This is a genomic window from Photorhabdus sp. RW14-46 (assembly GCF_963887965.1).
In the GTDB taxonomy this organism is placed as follows: Bacteria; Pseudomonadota; Gammaproteobacteria; order Enterobacterales; family Enterobacteriaceae; genus Photorhabdus; species Photorhabdus laumondii.
In genome coordinates this window covers 25,670-42,089 of the sequence record NZ_CAWPHH010000002.1, presented here as the reverse complement: position 1 = coordinate 42,089, position 16,420 = coordinate 25,670, and the positions used below count along the sequence as shown (strand labels likewise).

The 16,420-nt window shown below is 39.9% G+C and carries 17 protein-coding genes and 1 pseudogene; 6 read left to right on the top strand and 12 right to left on the bottom strand.

The window, feature by feature from the left end:
- The first annotated feature begins 310 nt into the window (after positions 1-310).
- Positions 311-544, top strand: a complete 234-nt coding sequence (locus tag AACQ38_RS01970) for a ribbon-helix-helix protein, CopG family (protein WP_229000188.1) — start codon at positions 311-313, stop codon at positions 542-544.
- Complete coding sequence (locus AACQ38_RS01965; RefSeq protein ID WP_113025947.1) at positions 541-939, top strand: type II toxin-antitoxin system VapC family toxin; 399 nt, start codon at positions 541-543, stop codon at positions 937-939. The genes AACQ38_RS01970 and AACQ38_RS01965 overlap by 4 nt, the downstream gene beginning before the upstream one ends.
- Before the next feature lie 295 nt (positions 940-1,234).
- On the opposite strand, the gene glpD is transcribed toward AACQ38_RS01965, so the two are convergent.
- The 6 genes from glpD to gntX form a co-directional block, all read right to left on the bottom strand.
- Positions 1,235-2,737, bottom strand: coding sequence for a glycerol-3-phosphate dehydrogenase (glpD, locus tag AACQ38_RS01960; RefSeq protein WP_165577285.1), 1,503 nt, complete (start codon positions 2,735-2,737; stop codon positions 1,235-1,237).
- 240 nt (positions 2,738-2,977) lie between these two features.
- Positions 2,978-3,736 carry a DeoR/GlpR family transcriptional regulator gene (locus AACQ38_RS01955; protein ID WP_113025945.1) on the bottom strand — a complete coding sequence of 253 codons (759 nt, stop codon included), beginning with the start codon at positions 3,734-3,736 and terminating at the stop codon, positions 2,978-2,980.
- A gap of 17 nt (positions 3,737-3,753) precedes the next feature.
- Positions 3,754-4,602, bottom strand: a complete 849-nt coding sequence (gene glpG, locus AACQ38_RS01950; RefSeq protein ID WP_165577284.1) for a rhomboid family intramembrane serine protease GlpG — start codon at positions 4,600-4,602, stop codon at positions 3,754-3,756.
- Positions 4,603-4,610: 8 nt separating this feature from the next.
- Positions 4,611-4,946, bottom strand: a complete 336-nt coding sequence (gene glpE, locus AACQ38_RS01945) for a thiosulfate sulfurtransferase GlpE (RefSeq protein ID WP_011144598.1) — start codon at positions 4,944-4,946, stop codon at positions 4,611-4,613.
- 130 nt (positions 4,947-5,076) lie between these two features.
- The gene (gene nfuA / locus AACQ38_RS01940; protein WP_011144599.1) at positions 5,077-5,652 is read right to left on the bottom strand and encodes a Fe-S biogenesis protein NfuA; all 576 of its coding nucleotides are present in this window, start codon (positions 5,650-5,652) and stop codon (positions 5,077-5,079) included.
- Between the two features lie 59 nt (positions 5,653-5,711).
- The gene (gene gntX / locus AACQ38_RS01935; RefSeq protein WP_058589503.1) at positions 5,712-6,395 is read right to left on the bottom strand and encodes a DNA utilization protein GntX; all 684 of its coding nucleotides are present in this window, start codon (positions 6,393-6,395) and stop codon (positions 5,712-5,714) included.
- A 39-nt stretch (positions 6,396-6,434) separates the two neighbouring features.
- Between gntX and AACQ38_RS01930 the strand changes: the two are divergent.
- A pseudogene (locus tag AACQ38_RS01930) lies at positions 6,435-6,563 on the top strand (pimeloyl-ACP methyl ester esterase BioH); the annotation flags it as partial.
- A 180-nt stretch (positions 6,564-6,743) separates the two neighbouring features.
- On the top strand, positions 6,744-7,943 hold the full coding sequence (gene tyrS / locus AACQ38_RS01925) for a tyrosine--tRNA ligase (RefSeq protein ID WP_165577283.1): 1,200 nt from the start codon (positions 6,744-6,746) through the stop codon (positions 7,941-7,943).
- Positions 7,944-7,953: 10 nt separating this feature from the next.
- On the opposite strand, the gene AACQ38_RS01920 is transcribed toward tyrS, so the two are convergent.
- The 5 genes from AACQ38_RS01920 to AACQ38_RS01900 all read right to left on the bottom strand — a co-directional run bounded on the left by AACQ38_RS01920 (position 7,954) and on the right by AACQ38_RS01900 (position 13,108).
- Positions 7,954-8,751, bottom strand: a complete 798-nt coding sequence (locus AACQ38_RS01920; RefSeq protein ID WP_165577282.1) for a TylF/MycF/NovP-related O-methyltransferase — start codon at positions 8,749-8,751, stop codon at positions 7,954-7,956.
- A gap of 2 nt (positions 8,752-8,753) precedes the next feature.
- On the bottom strand, positions 8,754-10,406 hold the full coding sequence (locus AACQ38_RS01915) for a radical SAM protein (RefSeq protein ID WP_165577281.1): 1,653 nt from the start codon (positions 10,404-10,406) through the stop codon (positions 8,754-8,756).
- A gap of 10 nt (positions 10,407-10,416) precedes the next feature.
- Entirely contained in the window at positions 10,417-11,400 is a 984-nt protein-coding gene (locus AACQ38_RS01910; protein ID WP_165577280.1) for a phytanoyl-CoA dioxygenase family protein, read from the bottom strand.
- Between the two features lie 54 nt (positions 11,401-11,454).
- Positions 11,455-12,339 carry a phytanoyl-CoA dioxygenase family protein gene (locus tag AACQ38_RS01905; RefSeq protein WP_207631762.1) on the bottom strand — a complete coding sequence of 295 codons (885 nt, stop codon included), beginning with the start codon at positions 12,337-12,339 and terminating at the stop codon, positions 11,455-11,457.
- 127 nt (positions 12,340-12,466) lie between these two features.
- On the bottom strand, positions 12,467-13,108 hold the full coding sequence (locus AACQ38_RS01900; protein WP_165577278.1) for a hypothetical protein: 642 nt from the start codon (positions 13,106-13,108) through the stop codon (positions 12,467-12,469).
- An 845-nt stretch (positions 13,109-13,953) separates the two neighbouring features.
- Between AACQ38_RS01900 and AACQ38_RS01895 the strand changes: the two genes are divergently transcribed.
- Positions 13,954-15,174 carry an MFS transporter gene (locus tag AACQ38_RS01895; RefSeq protein ID WP_165577277.1) on the top strand — a complete coding sequence of 407 codons (1,221 nt, stop codon included), beginning with the start codon at positions 13,954-13,956 and terminating at the stop codon, positions 15,172-15,174.
- A gap of 175 nt (positions 15,175-15,349) precedes the next feature.
- On the opposite strand, the gene AACQ38_RS01890 is transcribed toward AACQ38_RS01895, so the two are convergent.
- On the bottom strand, positions 15,350-15,643 hold the full coding sequence (locus AACQ38_RS01890) for a hypothetical protein (RefSeq protein ID WP_165577276.1): 294 nt from the start codon (positions 15,641-15,643) through the stop codon (positions 15,350-15,352).
- Between AACQ38_RS01890 and bioH the strand changes: the two genes are divergently transcribed.
- Positions 15,643-16,420, top strand: a 778-nt coding sequence (gene bioH / locus AACQ38_RS01885) for a pimeloyl-ACP methyl ester esterase BioH (RefSeq protein WP_165577401.1), incomplete at its 3' end; no start/stop codon positions are given. The genes AACQ38_RS01890 and bioH overlap by 1 nt on opposite strands.

The following is a 16,420-nucleotide window of genomic DNA, read 5'->3' as shown; positions in this document are numbered from 1 at the left end:
CAGATTGTTTGTTAAGTTCATTCCCTAACAATAACTTAACAATTTGTTTTTATTTGAATTTTTATCTAATCAAAGATAGGGTTAAACAGTACCGATATGTATGTAACAGCTTTATTTATAGGTTATTTTAGGTATTGTTGCAAATGGAAAAGTCACATGTTTTAAATGTTTTGTTTACATGATCAATAGATATTTTCAGAGTAAAATCTGTTGATTAGTTATCACAATAATTTTTTGGATCAAAAAATAGACAATCGAACTAATGAGGTATATGATACATATACCTGATATCTGATAAGGGGAAATAAATATGGTTGCTATGGTAAGAATTAATATAGATCTGCCAGAAGAAACAATTAGAAAGCTCGAGATTTTAAAGGAGCGTTCTCCCGATAAGTCACGTGCTGCACAGATCCGGAAAGCAATAGATGCTTACCTTGATGCTAATATTTCAGAACAGAATAACAGTGCTTTTGGTTTGTGGGGGGATAAAAAATTGGATGGATTGGAATATCAAAATAATTTACGCAAGGAATGGCAATGATTGCTATGAAGTCGTTATTTGATACTAATATATTGATTGACTATTTAAATGGATATGAACAAGCCGCGGAGACATTGAGAAAATATGGAAATAGTCCAGCTATTAGTTGTATAACATGGATGGAGGTTATGGTAGGAGCTAAGAAGCTGGACAAGGATAAAGAAAACGCAACAAGAATCTTTTTAGATAGCTTTGAGATTCTCAGTGTCACGAGTGACGTAGCAGAATGTGCAGTAGTTATCCGACATGAGAAAAAGATAAAGCTGCCTGATGCAATAATCTGGGCAACAGCTCAGCGAAATGGGCGGTTATTGATTACTAGAAACCCTAAAGATTTTAAAGATAATGCTGGTGTTATTCTTCCTTACGAACTGTCTAGCTCAAAAATAGATTAATATTTTTATAGACTTCTTCATGGTATAAAAGAATCAAAAGTATTGTTTATATAAGAATCTTAAAATGTTCGTGGTTAATTGCTCCAATAGGGAACATGAGGCAGTATTTTACACTGAATATATATAATATTTGGCTAATTTATGTGTCAATCAGGAATTGGAAAGATTGATATAACATTGGAGGGAGAAATGGGATATAAATTCTACGCAATAAAAACCGCGAGAAAGGTTTTAATATTCTCGCGGTAGTCACGTTTTCTAAACTGGAAGATCAATGATTTTCTGTGAAGAAAAATCAAATCTCAGTGCGTGGTTTAGCATTCTCCGCTAACCATGCTGCAATGCGTTGCTTCTGCTCTTCTTTCAGCCACATACCCAGTTTGGTACGGCGCCAGATTGCGTCATCCAGTTCAACGACCCATTCATTATCGACCAGATAACGAAGCTCTGTTTCATACAGGCCGTGACCGAAGGATTCGCCTAGATCGGTCAGATTATTAGCACCTTGCAGAATGAGTTCGCTGTTGCTGCCGTAAGTACGCGCATAACGTACAGCAACGCCTTCCGGTAACCAGTTGTAACGTTTACGCAATAAACGGGCATAACCATCACGATCGCATCCTTCCAAATTACCCCCCGGTAACTGACCATTTCTGGTCCAGGCTTTTCCGGCCGTGGGATAGTATTGCATGAGCTTTTCGGTTGCGTGTTCTGCCAGCTTACGGTAAGTAGTTAATTTACCGCCGAACACAGACAGTAATGGTGCTTTGCCCTGTTCATCATGTATGTCAAGCGTATAGTCGCGCGTAATGGCCTGAGGTGAGTCGGATTCATCATCACACAGTGGACGTACGCCAGAATAGGTCCAGACGATATCGTCACGGTTAAGCTGTTTCTTGAAGTGGTCGTTATAAACTCTCAGCAGATAATTAATCTCCTGATCGTCAATCTCCGCCTCTTTTGGATCACCTTGATATTCCACATCGGTGGTTCCGATAATGGAAAATTCATCCATCCAAGGAATAACAAATACGATACGATGATCTTCATTTTGCAGAATATAAGCTTGCGGCTCATCATGCACTCTTGGCACCACAATATGGCTGCCTTTGATCAGGCGAATACCATAAGGTGATTTCAATTTCAGACCATCGTCAAAGAATTCTTTAACCCAAGGGCCGGTAGCATTAACCAGACCTTTTGCACGCCAAGTATAGGTCTTACCTGTACGCAGATCTTCGGCTTCAACCATCCAACCCTCTTGTTCGCGCCATGCACGGGTCACTTTTGTTCGGGTACGGACTTCCCCGCCACGTTTTTTGACTTCTTGAGCGTTAAGGACAACTAAACGAGCATCATCAACCCAGCAGTCAGAATATTCAAAGCCACGGACCAATTCTGGTTTCAGAACAGAATTGGCACCGAATTTTAGCCCTTTACTGCCAGGCAGGCTGACTCGTTTGCCCAAATTGTCATAGAGGAACAGGCCAATGCGGATCATCCATGCTGGACGTAAATGTGGCTGGTGCGGCAGGCGGAAACGCATCGGAAAAGCGATGTGTGGTGCAAGATTCAGTAAAACTTCACGTTCTGCCAGCGCTTCACTGACCAAACGGAATTCATAGTGTTCTAGATAGCGTAAGCCACCGTGGATCAATTTTGAACTGGAGGATGATGTGGCTTTGGCTAAGTCTTGTGCTTCCAGCAATAGAACAGAGAGCCCCCGGCCAGCAGCATCTGCTGCAATTCCGGCACCGTTGATCCCGCCGCCGATCACAATCAAGTCTTTAGTTTCCATGCATCCCCCTAAAATGTTCGAAACAGTTCTTTAATGCTCGTTTTCGCTCATGATTGTAATCAGAAATCGATCAATAGCCAACTATTTGTTAAGAAAAAACATGCTCACGTGATATGGATAGCAAATATTACCTTATCCATATAATTTGCATGGCATTAATGAAGAAGCTAAAAGATAGTGTAATTGTGGAACGGCAAGGAGATAGGGGATAGCGCTATCCCCCGAATATAGAGAAAATTCTTAGCAGAGTTCAAGCTGCACGTTATGTTGCTCAATCACTTTATGGATGCTTGGCGGGGGAAGTTGGTCAGTAAAGAGGTGATCAATGAGATTCATGTTACCCAGATTAACCATAGCATTGCGGCCAAATTTAGAATGGTCAGTGACTAGCATAACGCAACGGGAGTTTTCGATAATTGCGCGTTTAATGCGTACTTCATGGTAATCAAATTCCAGTAATGAGCCATCCATGTCAATGCCACTGATGCCGAGAATGCCGTAATCAAGTCGAAACTGAGAAATAAAATCCAGTGTGGCTTCACCGATAATCCCACCATCACGGGAACGAATCTCCCCTCCCGCCAAGATTAAACGGAAGTCCTCTTTTGTCATCAACAGAGTAGCGACGTTGAGGTTGTTAGTGACAATTCGCAGACCTTTATGATTTAACAATGCGTGAGCGACAGCTTCGGGTGTGGTGCCAATATCAATAAACAGTGTTGCGCCATCCGGGATATGGCTAGCAACACGTTGTGCAATACGTGCTTTCTCTTCTGACCACATGATTTTGCGATCGTGATAAGCAGTATTAACTGAACTTGATGGCAACGCGGCACCGCCGTGATGCCGCTGTATTTTGTTTTTATCTGCCAGGTCGTTCAAATCACGGCGGATAGTCTGGGGGCTGACATTAAAGTGTTCAACCAACTCTTCAGTACTGACGTAGCCCTGAAGGCGTACCAGCTCAACTATTGCATCATGCCGTTGAGTTTGCTTCACGATAGTCCCCTAAGTTTCTAAAAATGTCGGTTATTATTTTTGAATGTATGACGGTTATCCCATAACGCCATCAGTAAGCCGATAATTAAACCGGAGAAATGGGCGGCGTTGGCAATCGATAGCCCAAATGCATCGAAGTATCCAACAATTAGCCAGAAGAGCGAAAAAGCCATCAAACCACGGGGAACACCAATACCACGTTCGGGCGCACGTTCACCGGTTAGCCAGACATAACCAATTAAAGCGTAAACAACACCAGAAAGGCCGCCAAAGTGAGAACCACTGAATAATGATTGTCCCCAACCGCTGAAAACCGCGGAAACAATCATAATGACAAACAGTTTTCCTGTACCGAGGTGCTTTTCTGTTTGTCCGCCAAGATACCACCACCACATGAGATTAAAGATGATATGCAGTAGTGAGAAGTGCAATAAGCCGTGGGTGACCCAACGCCATAGTTCCATATGTTGGCTATCGTTAGGCCAGGCCAGCCAAGACATCACCTGATAATCGCCGGCAAATTGCATCCAGAGATAAACGACGATATTTAGGAGTAAAACGGTAAGGGTTAATGGGCCAGCCTGACGACTTAAGTATTGCCAATTCAGATTATTGTGGTACTTCAATGGGTGATTCACATCGCCAGATTGCCAACTGGCCGCTTGATAACGTTCATTTAGCGGATCGCGAGTAAATTGCTCCAACTCTTGCTGAACTAGAGTAAGTTTAGTGTCATCTTCTAGCCACAGTTCGACGTGTTGCCCATCGTGACTGGGGCGCATAGTGAGATGGACCTGATGGGTTGCCATATAATCGATAAAGGCTTGCGCTAGACGCGGGTTTGAAATAGCGATTACGCGGATCATGAGGTGTGTTATGCCGGATTATGTAAGGAGTCAACAGCGTGAGGATAGTCTCTGCGCCAGGCTTCAAAGCCGCCATTAATGCTGTAGACAGTTTCAAAACCGATGTTTAATAAATACTGAGCGGCACTCTGGCTGCTATGACCGTGATAACACATGACCATAACAGGTTGTTCGAAATTGGCTTGTAACATCAATTCATTCAACGTGTCATTAGTCAAATGAAAAGCGCCACATGCATGACCTGTCCGGAAACTCTGTGGATCACGGATATCCACCATAATCGCGGATTTATTCTGCCAGTGTTGATAAGCCTGCTCAGGGCTGATAGTCTGAAAATGTTCCATATATATTGAATTGCTCTTAGAACTTATCCCGTTGGTTATTATTGTAATAGTGTTTTCCCGACGATTATCCGAGCGGGAAAATTTGTTATCAGTAATACGTTATTAGTAATACATTTTTAGTAATACATTTTTAGTAATAAGAGTGTTCACCGCGCTGGTGTTCAGTTAAGTCTTTTACCCCTTTTAGTTCCGGGAACATGTTCAGTAACTCTTTTTCAATCCCTTCTTTTAGAGTGACATCAACCATTGAACAGCCATTACAACCGCCGCCGAATTGAAGGATAGCAAAACCATCATCAGTGATTTCCATCAGACTGACGCGGCCACCGTGACCGGCTAACTGTGGATTAATTTGTGACTGCAAAACGTATTCCACACGTTCGGCAAGTGGGGAATCGTCAGAAACTTTACGCATTTTGGCGTTAGGGGCTTTTAATGTTAGCTGAGAGCCTAACTGATCAGTGACAAAATCAATTTCAGCTTCTTCAAGGAAGGGGGCACTCAGTTCATCGACGTAAGCTGACAGTTGATCAAATTTCAGTTCAGTATCTGTTGCTTCAACGGCATCAGGCGGGCAGTAAGATACGCCACACTCAGCAGTAGGTGTACCTGGATTGATGACAAATACGCGAATTTGTGTACCTGGTTCTTGGTTTGCCAGTAATTTGGCAAAATGAGTTTGCGCTGCTTCAGTAATATTAATCATATCATTTGCTCAATAGTTGACTGCTATAGTTGGTTATAATACGCCCATTTTCGTATTGACTACAAGGTTCGACAGATCGCCCAAACCTGCACTGAACGGGCGCCAGCACGAATTAACAAACGGGAAATCTCGGTCATGGTCGCACCGGTGGTAATCACATCATCAAGTATGGCGACATGTTGTCCCGTAACGGAGCCACAAAGCTGAAATGCTTTCCTGAGATTAATTTTACGCCGTGCTGCCGATAAATTTCTTTGTGGTAGTGTAGCATGCGTCCGCTGTAGAAAGCTTTGCTGGTAATCGCATTGTAGCCATTCTGATAACTGCTTTGCCATTAATACACTTTGATCAAATCCCCGTTTCCATCGTCGGTGTCGATGCAGTGGCACACTGAGCAGAATGTTGGGTTTATACCATCTTCCATCACGATAGCCCTGTTGCCAGTGCAGCAGAAACAGACGCGCCAGAATTGACGCAAGTTGTGGGGTGCGATGATATTTATAGCGACGGATCAGGCCACTCAGTGGTGGGCAATAGTCGGTAATCGCTATCATATTCTCCCATAGAGGCGGTTTTTTGAGGCAGCGTCCACAAGGCAGCGACGGGAGTTCTGAGGGTAGAGCACAGCACGGGCACATGTTTGTCAAACGTTTCAGCCGCTTGTTGCAAAAGCTGCATACTCCATGATGTGGAAACCAAAGAGGCTGATGGCATAGCCAACAGTACCCAACCATTGTTAGCATAGACTTCTTCCTTGATGGCAAATAAAGTTGAGAATAACAATGGCTGATCTGTTTTGGCAGACTTCTGATGAAGGTTCGCGTGATCTTGTGTTGCTGCACGGATGGGGGTTGAATGCGGAAGTTTGGCGTTCCATTGAAATGCGATGTGCTCCGCATTTTCGTTTGCATCACGAAAGAGGACAAGACGACCTAATTAAAAAACAAACGACATATTTTTGCATACTACATCGTCGTTAATGCAACAAGACCAGAATGAATAATTATTTACTTGACAATAGAGATTGTTATAAACATGGTATAAAGTTGTTTTATTCATCGTTAATAAACGTAATTATTTAGGTTAACTATATGAAAGAGAATATTGATAAGTTGCTTTCAAACATCGCAATTATGGAGCCACCCTCAGGGTTACAGGATAAACTTGCTCTTGCAAGACAAGAAAATAGAAAACTGACAATAAAATTAGGCTTTGATCCGACTGCACCTGATTTGCATTTGGGCCATGCGGTTGTATTACAAAAGCTTAAAGATTTTCAGGATGAAGGGCACCGGATTGTTGTTATCATTGGGGATTTTACGGCTGGAATTGGTGACCCGACCGGGAGAAATAAGCTTCGTCCTCCATTAACACCTGAACAAATTAATAAAAACAGTCAGACTTATATAAATCAGCTTGCAAAAGTTATAAATATCGAAAATATTGAAATAAGGAAAAACTCAGAATGGTTTAACAATATGCCATTCAGTAATGTCATAAAGTTAATCTCTAAAATCACTCTTGCACAAATCATGCACCGAGATGATTTTAAAACCCGATTTGAATCAAAAGCACCAGTCCATTTGCATGAGATTATTTACCCTATTCTCCAAGGATATGACTCAGTTATGATTGATGCTGATATCGAGCTTGGCGGAACAGATCAGTTATTTAATAACTTGGTAGGGAGAACACTTCAAGAAGCCTATGAGAAAAAAGGGCAAATAGTAATAACAATGCCATTATTAGAAGGGCTAGATGGCATTGAAAAAATGAGTAAGTCAAAAAATAATTATATTGGGTTAACTGATAATGCAAATGATATGTATGGCAAAGTAATGTCAATTCCTGACAGTGTCATTATCAATTATTTGACACTTGCTACAGACATGGAGGCAGAAAAACAATCTGCGATAGTCAGTCAACTAGAATTGGGCCTTAACCCAATGAAGATCAAAAAAGATATCGCTTATAATATTGTTAAAAGATATCACGATGACATATCTGCAAAAGAGGCCACTGAGCATTTTGAGCGTGTAGTACAAAAGCGGACACCTGAAGAGGCCGATCATGATGTATTGATTTTACCAAAAGGCTCTTATATAACACTGCTGGATCTTTGTTCAGTAGCCTTGCCAGCGATAAGCCGTTCTGAACTAAGGCGATTAATTCGTTCAGGGGCTGTTCGTGTTGATAAAAGTAAAGAAGATGATGAAATTAAAAATATTGAGGTTATCCCGGGCACGCTTATATGGATAGGTAAACGATATAAATTCCGTATTGGCAGTTGAAGGAATATTATTAAAGTAGTGGTAGAGAAGGTGTATCAGGTTTTGTTATTTTTATTAGTTTCTTTTTCCTGATACCCACTACTATAGGTGGCAGAGTACCTATTTCATTGAGCCAAAAATTCACATCCTCAAAAACATCAAGAACAAGTGGTAAGTGGCCGTCTTGTGAATAAAGACTACCACCTGGTGTCAACCATGGATATAGATATTTGAGACAGTCGCGAGTTGATTTTTGAAGATCGACATCCAGATAGATTGCAGCTATTGGTCGTGACCAATTAGCCAAGGATATTTCAAACCACCCTTTAATAAATGTACAGGAACTGATATTACCATATTTTATAATATTATTTTTTACTTCCTGAAGAGAACCTGCGAAATCACCTTCCCTAAACACCGCTTCCCTTCCTTCAATACTGATGCCATGAACTTCATTATGAAACGGGAGGCCCATAAAAGAGTCACAAACAACAAGTTCTCTGCCGGCTAACTTAGCAGCCAGGCTGAACTTGGCTGTACTTGAGCCTTTATAACTTCCCGCCTCCACGATACAACCCTCTCGTGATGATGGTATTGATAATATTTCTTTGATAAAAGTAAATATATCTTCTGTGCTGTGTGGGCTGATGATTTCTTTTGAAATCAAATAGTGACTGTCAACAAGGTTTTTTTTATCCAATTCAGATAAACCTAATAATTTGTCTGCCATGAAGTCTTGAATAACGTAGTAGTGTGGATCTTTCCCTTCGCTTATCAACTTTTGTATCATTTCGGGAGAAAAAGGGATAATTTCTTTTTCTGGTTTCATAATTATCTAGCCTCAGCAAATTCAGAAAGGACACCATAATACGGATAGTCTGCATCTATTTTCTGGAGTAACTGAATAGTTCTCTCTTGTACTGAGGCCAGCGTTGCGTTTTCTGCTAATTCTTCTGCTTTCAGCTTCTGCAGTGAACACCATGAAAGCGCTTCATTTAGCCTATCATTTGAGGTATATTTTATTATCCTATTAATATATTCTTTCCTTAAGAAAAATTCACAATTAACAAGGGCATAAAGCTCATTTAATTCTTCCTTAGATATAGCTTCAGCTACAGTAGGCAAACCATATGGGGCAGAAGTTCCAAATATCTCAGGACGTGGTCTAATATTCATTTTCGTTCCATCGTTACCTAACTCTTGCAGCAAAGGTATCCGCCTCAAGGCTCTGCGGTATTCAACAGTACCTATATCTGGTGTTAGTATTGCTGTGGCTAGAAAATATATAGGTAAAGCTAAAACTCGATCTAAATCAGCTAAGATGCTTTCAACTGTGTCATGAGGTGCGCCAATGATGTATCCGCATATAACTCCGATACCTGAACCACTTAATGCATTTACCGCATTTATATTCATTTCTACGGTAGTTGCTTTGTTGTAATAATTTAGGCTTCTCTGGTCTAACGATTCAACCCCTAAAAAAACTTTTCTGCATCCTGCATCGTACATTCGGTGAGCGAGTTCTGGTGTCATTACTTCTGATCTTGCATTGCAGGTCCATGCAATATTAAACTCTGAGAGCAAATCAAGAAGTTCATATAAATTTTTGTGTTGAAGTAGATCGTCATCATGAAACTGAATTGAATCGTGACCGAATGTTAAAAGGTGTTCAATATCTCCTGCAATTAATTCAACTGGCCGGGAAACTAGCTTCCCATGTATAAGATATGTTGAACAAAACGTACAGCGAGCTCGGCAGCTCTGTGTACAAATATAAATTTGTTGAGATTCTCCTACCGCTTTCCACCACCTCTCCCGGGACTGCCCGGCGAAGCTAGTATCACTCTGTATTAGTTCATAGGAAAAGGCTGGCGAGGGAATATCCTCAAGAGATTTATCAAATACGATTTCTCCCATTTGAACTCTACCATCCAACATGAAACACAAACCACGCGCTTCGTTCCCTACACCAAATTCAGGATGTAGGAACAGCTTAAGAACATGCCTTAGAGCATTCCCTCCTTCACCTCTTGCTACAAGATGCACGAAATCAATTTCAGGAGCTACGGTTGGGTGTGCCCCACCAACCATAATGCAGACTTCCTCGGGATTAAGATTGGACAGCATATTCTTTGTCCTTTCAAATGCCAGTGAATACAGGCTGACCAATACAAATCTTGCTTTGACTGGCCTTAACCAATCGCTTATGGTTTTTGCCAGCTCAACGTCATCTGTGAAATTATCCTCATCGAAATATTGTATTTCAGGTTGAAAAGGTATACGACCATGCTCAAAGTCTACTTGAGCAGAGCGAGCCAGATTAAGTAATCCCAGTGAAGCATATCTTGCGGCATATTTATCCTGTCTTTTGTCAGCTGCTCCTAGTTGCGTCGTACGAAAGCCATGATGAACGAGAGCAAGTCGTGGGGAGCCGCAATCAATCGAAAACGAACCCGAGTCTCGAAGTAGAGAGAGATCTAACATTAGTTTTTCCTCATGCGCATAAAGGGTTGGAATCATTTTTATCCCAGCGATCGAATTTTGGATGAGGCTGCCCGGCTAAAGTTTGTCTTGCAAAGTGCCATGATTCGACCCAAACTTCATAATTAGATAATTCTTTTTCAGGGTGAGATTTACTTCTCGCAATAAAACCAGGAAACCATTGTCGACCTGTCGGTTGACCAGTAGGGCAGTATCTCAGATCAAAGCTCCACCTTCCTTGCATGCTGATATTCGATAAAGATGCATGTATCATAAGTGGATGAAGAAGTATCATGTCGCCTGGTTTCGCGGGAATAGGATGTATGTTTGTGCCTACCAGTGAATCAGGAATCCCTTGTAAAACAGGGGTATCACAATGGTGCAAAAGCCCTTTGGTGTGACTTCCGGGTATCACGACCAAGCAACCGTTTTTTTCGGTTACTTCATTCAGTGGTAACCAGACACTCAACATATCTGTATTATCAGCATCCTCGGTCACAACCGCTAGGTCCTGATGCCAGAAAGTTTTTCCCGTTAATGTAAGTGTGTGACTTTGAGTTTTATCTGTAATCTGTGCTTCGGGTGGTTTAATGCGCATGTGTTGTACGGGAACTGAATAAATTTCGGGCCCAATAATATTTTCTACTACGTCAAGAATTGTCTGGTTTCTCAAGAGATTGAATATTGCCTCTCCTAAATGTACCGGAGAGTCCTCCTTAATTTCGGCTTCTACAGGAAGCGTAATATCAAGTTCCTGAAAACAGTTTCCATCAGTTTGTTTCATTAACTGTAAAAGCCGACTCTCTTCGGGTGTATTTTTATCATAACTTGTGATCACTCTTTGCTCTAACCATTGCTTAGCAAGCTTATTTGCAAGCTCACCGTATTCTTTTATAACCGGGAAAAGATCTGTAACTGGATTAAGAATGTTACGTATAACAACATAACCATCATTCCTGTAATGATCGATAATATTTGCATATTGATTATCAAGCATTTTATATCTCCCAAACGAAATAAATTGTAGAATGGAAACTTTAATGCAATAGAATTATTCCTCTGGTTTCAAAATTTTTCTCGAAACCTCCTGAAGCTCATAGAGAGATTTAGGTATATCTTTTGGTGTGTAAATAGCAGGAGGAGGACCACCGAAACGGGCGTGTGTGGCAGGATTACCATGAAGGTGATGAACATATGACTCCATGGATACTAGCTGGCTTCCTGTGTATATCGGGAAAGCATCGGTTGCCCTGTATTCAAAAATTAACGTTTTTCTTGGTTTCTCTGAAACATTAGGTGCCGAACGGTGAGGAGTAAAAGGATGCAAAAATATTGTACTTCCTGCTTTAGCTGCTAACGTAACAGGCTGACCATAATTTTCTTCATTTATTTCTTCTGTAATCATCCCGGCAAAAGATCCATCAGGAAGTGAATGATCGAAAGATCGCGTATGTTGACGTGGCAAAACTTCCAGGCAGCCATTTTCAGAAGTAGCATCATCCAGATAAATAAGTACACCAACAAGATCGTCATTAGTATGTGGGAAATAGGTGAAATCTTGATGCCATTCTACAACAGCACCAACTTTTTGAGGCTTCATGTTAAGTTTACTATGTTGGAGGGCTATATCTTGGCCTATCAAAGATATAACATACCCGAGAACCTGTTCTGAAGTGGCAATTCGTCTGAATTGCTCGTGTAATTCAAAGGGATTAAACAATCTTCTTGGTAGACAGAGACCATCAATTTGAGTATTTTCATATTCAATAACTTGGGTAATTGTTTCATTATTTTCGGCATCTTTGATGATATTTTGAATGGTCACATCCAAGATTATTAAATCTTCTTTTCTAATAAGAGAAGGAACAAGAAGAAACCCCTCTTCTTTATATTTTTTTATTAGTTCAGGTTCTAATCTATTTATATCAGAACACATTTTTCTTTCCATATATAAAATAGTTGTTAAGAAAATAATAGATGAAGAATATATTCAGGCCGAGCTATGAATAAGTAAAAACTGGCACTGCAAGAAAAACAGCACCAGATATGATCATTATGATTAACTATGCCAGTGTCGTCCCGAGAGTAAGTGTCACACATCTGATAAATTCTGTAGTAACACCACGTCGACCTTCTAGATCGATAACTGAGCTTGTGCCATATTTTGGGCAAAGCTCATAAAGCAGATCTGGGGAAATATCTGCACCTAAGGCTTTCAGAACAGCCGCAGCGGTTTCAGGCTTGAAATTCATACGTGCAGCATGTTCCGGTAGAGCTGCACGGATTTTCTGGAAGGTGTCCTGATTTTCATTCAGAAGGGGTTGTAGATTAAGATCATTTATATGAGAAAGAGCATTATCAAAACTTGTTACTCCCCTTAGAGCCAGCAAGCTGACGTCTAAGATATGATAAGTTACGATAAAAGAAGGGCCGGCTTGAGACTGTACTTTTGCATACCTTAATGTTTTGAGTTCATTATGGATTTTATCAGCAACATCTGGTGAAAATTTTAATGCTAGTGCAATATTTTCTAGTTCTTCCGCAGACAGAGCAAACATCACTCCTTCCCAAGAATCTGTGAGTTCCATTGCCTTAGCTCTGATAGCATCGGCATTGTCTGATATACGACACAGCTCATTCTGACTTACCATTGCTGAACTGATGATATGGTTTGTACTGATAGTTTTAGCATGAACGTTTTCCATAATTTTCTCCTAAATGACATGATCACAATACGGAACATTTCAATATGAAAATACGGGTACAACATACAACGCTACAACTTACATTAAATGATCCAATGCTCTCGGCATAGTACGATTTAAAGCATAAAAAACCGGTACAGGTTGTGATAAATCATAATTGAGTATAAGAATTTTAAATTGCTACAATGCAACTAGTTACATTGATTAATTAATAAAAATATATAGATCAGGAACTGCATACCGCACATTCTAATAACAATATTATTGTAGATGATTAATTTAATTTTTTTATAAAATTTATTCATATTGTCGGAGATTGATGTCATTTTGAGTTGTTTGCTTTTAAATATCAGTAAGTTAATGTTAAAATTATAATTTTGACTAAAAGTGCTTTTGATGACAACTATATTATAAAAAATAATAGTAATCATACTAATTTCTGAGTGAATGTGGCAAAAAAACAACACAAAAATGAATTAATATTATAATTAATTTTTCTTTTGAATAATTTCTTTAGAAATGGCTTGCAGATTCTACAATCACAAGTAATACTTCCCACTGGGTTTTATCTTGTACGTTGTATTCTTATTCAAAGGATATCAGCTGACAGTAACCGATGAAGAGTCATGAAGGGTGATTATTTTATTCATAATATTAAAGAAAATAAATAAAGATTGCTATCCTTAAAATCACTTCCATTTACTTTAAGGATTTTTGGCAGTCTTGCCGATAATTAACAACAGATTTGTATGTTATTTTAGAAAGTCTTTATAGTATTCATAATAATAAAAATATATTATAGATCGTTATATGAAAATAAACTAAGGGAGAATTTAATCAATACCATGAATTATAATATTAGTTTATTACATGTGTTTAAGAATGAGAAAACAATATCTTTTTTTCTCTTTTCATCATTACTATTAACGATTGGTCGCGGTGCATCACTTCCTTATTTAGCTATATATTTATCTGTGGAGTTTAATTTTAGTCCTATCATTGTTGGATATATTATATCTTCGTCTATGATATTCGGAATAATAACCAGCCTGGTTGGCGGTATGTTTGCTGATAATAAGAAATTCAAATTCCCTATTGTATCATCGCTTTTAACTTTTTTATTTTGTTTTTTAATTTTTCCATATTTTAAAAACATCATCATTATTTCTTTTCTTCTGGCTTTTGTGAACTTAGCTTACGCATTATTTGAGGTGCTATTAAAGAGTTATTTCTCAGATTATTTACCACAAAGTATTAAGATAAGATTATTTTCTTTAAACTACACGTTTATTAACATAGGGTGGTCCGTTGGTCCATTAATTGGTGCATTACTTTCAGGTTATAATAATAGTTTCCCTTTCATATTGTCTGGTCTTACTGCATTGCTCCCGATGATATTTATTATAATATACTATTCTTCATGTTTTCACTTCTTACCTATATTATCACAGAGTAATAATAGATTACTGGCAGATACCCTAAGTAATATAAAGCCCTTGAAGAATCATTTGCTTTTTCTGATAACGATTTCATCAGTACTCGGGTCTTTTGTATATGGTAGTACCATTAGCTACTTATCTCAATATTTAATTGTTTCTACAAATAAGGAGTTTTCATATACAGCTATTGCTGCAATGATGGTAACAAATGCTATGGTTGTTATAGGATTTCAATATCATGTTGGAAAGTATATTAAAGATGGTTATATCGGAAGATGGCTGACGGGAGGAGTAATTTTTTTTATCCTCGGTATTTTGGGTTTTATCTATTCTGAACAGAACTTGATTTATTGGATAATTGCAATATTTTCTTTCTCGTTGGGAGAGATCATTTTTATCCCCGTCCTTTACGCGCTTACTGACAGTATAGCACCTGAGGGGTTAAGGGGGCATTACTTCGCAATACAAAACCTAGGCAGTTTGGGTGCAGCTGTCAGTCCTGTTCTGATGGGATATTTAATTTCATATTATAAATCCCCTGATATTTTTCTCATTCTTATCGTCGCAATTTCCTTTTCTTATTTTATACTTCTAGTTGTAAAGCGTGCCTATATAAAACAATGGTAATTATTTTTCATTTTACACTTTCTTTGACTTAAATCTTTTAATCTATTCTCTAGTGATATTTATAGCGACGGATCAGGCCGCTCAATGGTGGGCAATAGTCGGTAATCGCTATACCCGTTATCTTTCAAGTTGCCTCTTTGTTGGCTGCACTCGCTCACCCCGGTCACATAGTTACCTATGCTCCTAGGGATTCTCTCCCTTGCCGTCGCGATCCATCTTGAAATCCATAGGGTATATCATATTCTCCCATAGAGGCGGTTTTTTGAGGCAGCGCCCACAAGGCAGTGAAGGGAGTTCCGAGGGTAGTGCACAGCACGGGCACATGTTTGTCAAACGTTTCAGCCGCTTGTTGCAAAAGCTGCATACTCCATGATGTGGAAACCAAAGAGGCTGATGGCATAGCCAACAGTACCCAACCATTGTTAGCATAGACTTCTTCCTTGATGGCAAATAAAGTTGAGAATAACAATGGCTGATCTGTTTTGGCAGACTTCTGATGAAGGTTCGCGTGATCTTGTGTTGCTGCACGGATGGGGGCTGAATGTGGAAGTTTGGCGTTCCATTGAAATGCGATGTGCTCCGCATTTTCGTTTGCATCTGGTGGATTTGCCGGGTTATGGCCGTAGCCAGAAATATGGCCCGATGAATCTTGCTGACATGGCGGATGAAGTCTGGCGATATGCGCCTGAAAATGCGCTATGGCTAGGTTGGTCGTTGGGAGGTCTGGTTGCCAGTCGGATAGCGCTTGACCATCAGGATAAAGTTGCCGGATTAATTACCGTGGCTTCTTCACCACATTTCAGCGCAGAAAGTGACTGGCCGGGGATTAAGCCGGAAGTTTTGCACGATTTCGAACATCAGCTTAGTAAAGATTTCCAGCGCACAGTTGAGCGTTTTCTTGCTTTACAGACATTAGGTACTGACAGCGCTCGTCAAGATGCGCGATTACTGAAATCTGTTGTGCTGGCGCAGCCGATGCCTTCTGTTGAAGTGCTGCATGTTGGTTTGGAAATTTTGCGTACCGAAGATTTAAGGCAGCCTTTGGCTGAGCTTGCCATACCGTTCTTGCGGATTTACGGTTATCTGGATGGGTTGGTGCCAAGAAAAATTATCAACATTCTTGATGAAAAATGGCCGCGTTCAGTTTCAGCCATGATGCGCCATGCCGCTCATGCGCCTTTTATTTCTCATCCGGATGAGCTTGTTGGATTGTTGACTGAATTTGCTAGTAGAGAAGCATTGCAAG

What these genes read in the sequence shown, in the direction of transcription:
- AACQ38_RS01970 (WP_229000188.1), top strand. Translation starts at nt 311, where the DNA reads ATGGTTGCTATGGTAAGAATTAATATAGATCTGCCAGAAGAAACAATT.
- AACQ38_RS01965 (WP_113025947.1), top strand. Translation starts at nt 541, where the DNA reads ATGATTGCTATGAAGTCGTTATTTGATACTAATATATTGATTGACTAT.
- glpD (WP_165577285.1), bottom strand. Translation starts at nt 2,737, where the DNA reads ATGGAAACTAAAGACTTGATTGTGATCGGCGGCGGGATCAACGGTGCC.
- glpG (WP_165577284.1), bottom strand. Translation starts at nt 4,602, where the DNA reads ATGATCCGCGTAATCGCTATTTCAAACCCGCGTCTAGCGCAAGCCTTT.
- glpE (WP_011144598.1), bottom strand. Translation starts at nt 4,946, where the DNA reads ATGGAACATTTTCAGACTATCAGCCCTGAGCAGGCTTATCAACACTGG.
- nfuA (WP_011144599.1), bottom strand. Translation starts at nt 5,652, where the DNA reads ATGATTAATATTACTGAAGCAGCGCAAACTCATTTTGCCAAATTACTG.
- gntX (WP_058589503.1), bottom strand. Translation starts at nt 6,395, where the DNA reads ATGCTAACAATGGTTGGGTACTGTTGGCTATGCCATCAGCCTCTTTGG.
- tyrS (WP_165577283.1), top strand. Translation starts at nt 6,744, where the DNA reads ATGAAAGAGAATATTGATAAGTTGCTTTCAAACATCGCAATTATGGAG.
- AACQ38_RS01920 (WP_165577282.1), bottom strand. Translation starts at nt 8,751, where the DNA reads ATGAAACCAGAAAAAGAAATTATCCCTTTTTCTCCCGAAATGATACAA.
- AACQ38_RS01915 (WP_165577281.1), bottom strand. Translation starts at nt 10,406, where the DNA reads ATGTTAGATCTCTCTCTACTTCGAGACTCGGGTTCGTTTTCGATTGAT.
- AACQ38_RS01910 (WP_165577280.1), bottom strand. Translation starts at nt 11,400, where the DNA reads ATGCTTGATAATCAATATGCAAATATTATCGATCATTACAGGAATGAT.
- AACQ38_RS01905 (WP_207631762.1), bottom strand. Translation starts at nt 12,339, where the DNA reads ATGTGTTCTGATATAAATAGATTAGAACCTGAACTAATAAAAAAATAT.
- AACQ38_RS01900 (WP_165577278.1), bottom strand. Translation starts at nt 13,108, where the DNA reads ATGGAAAACGTTCATGCTAAAACTATCAGTACAAACCATATCATCAGT.
- AACQ38_RS01895 (WP_165577277.1), top strand. Translation starts at nt 13,954, where the DNA reads ATGAATTATAATATTAGTTTATTACATGTGTTTAAGAATGAGAAAACA.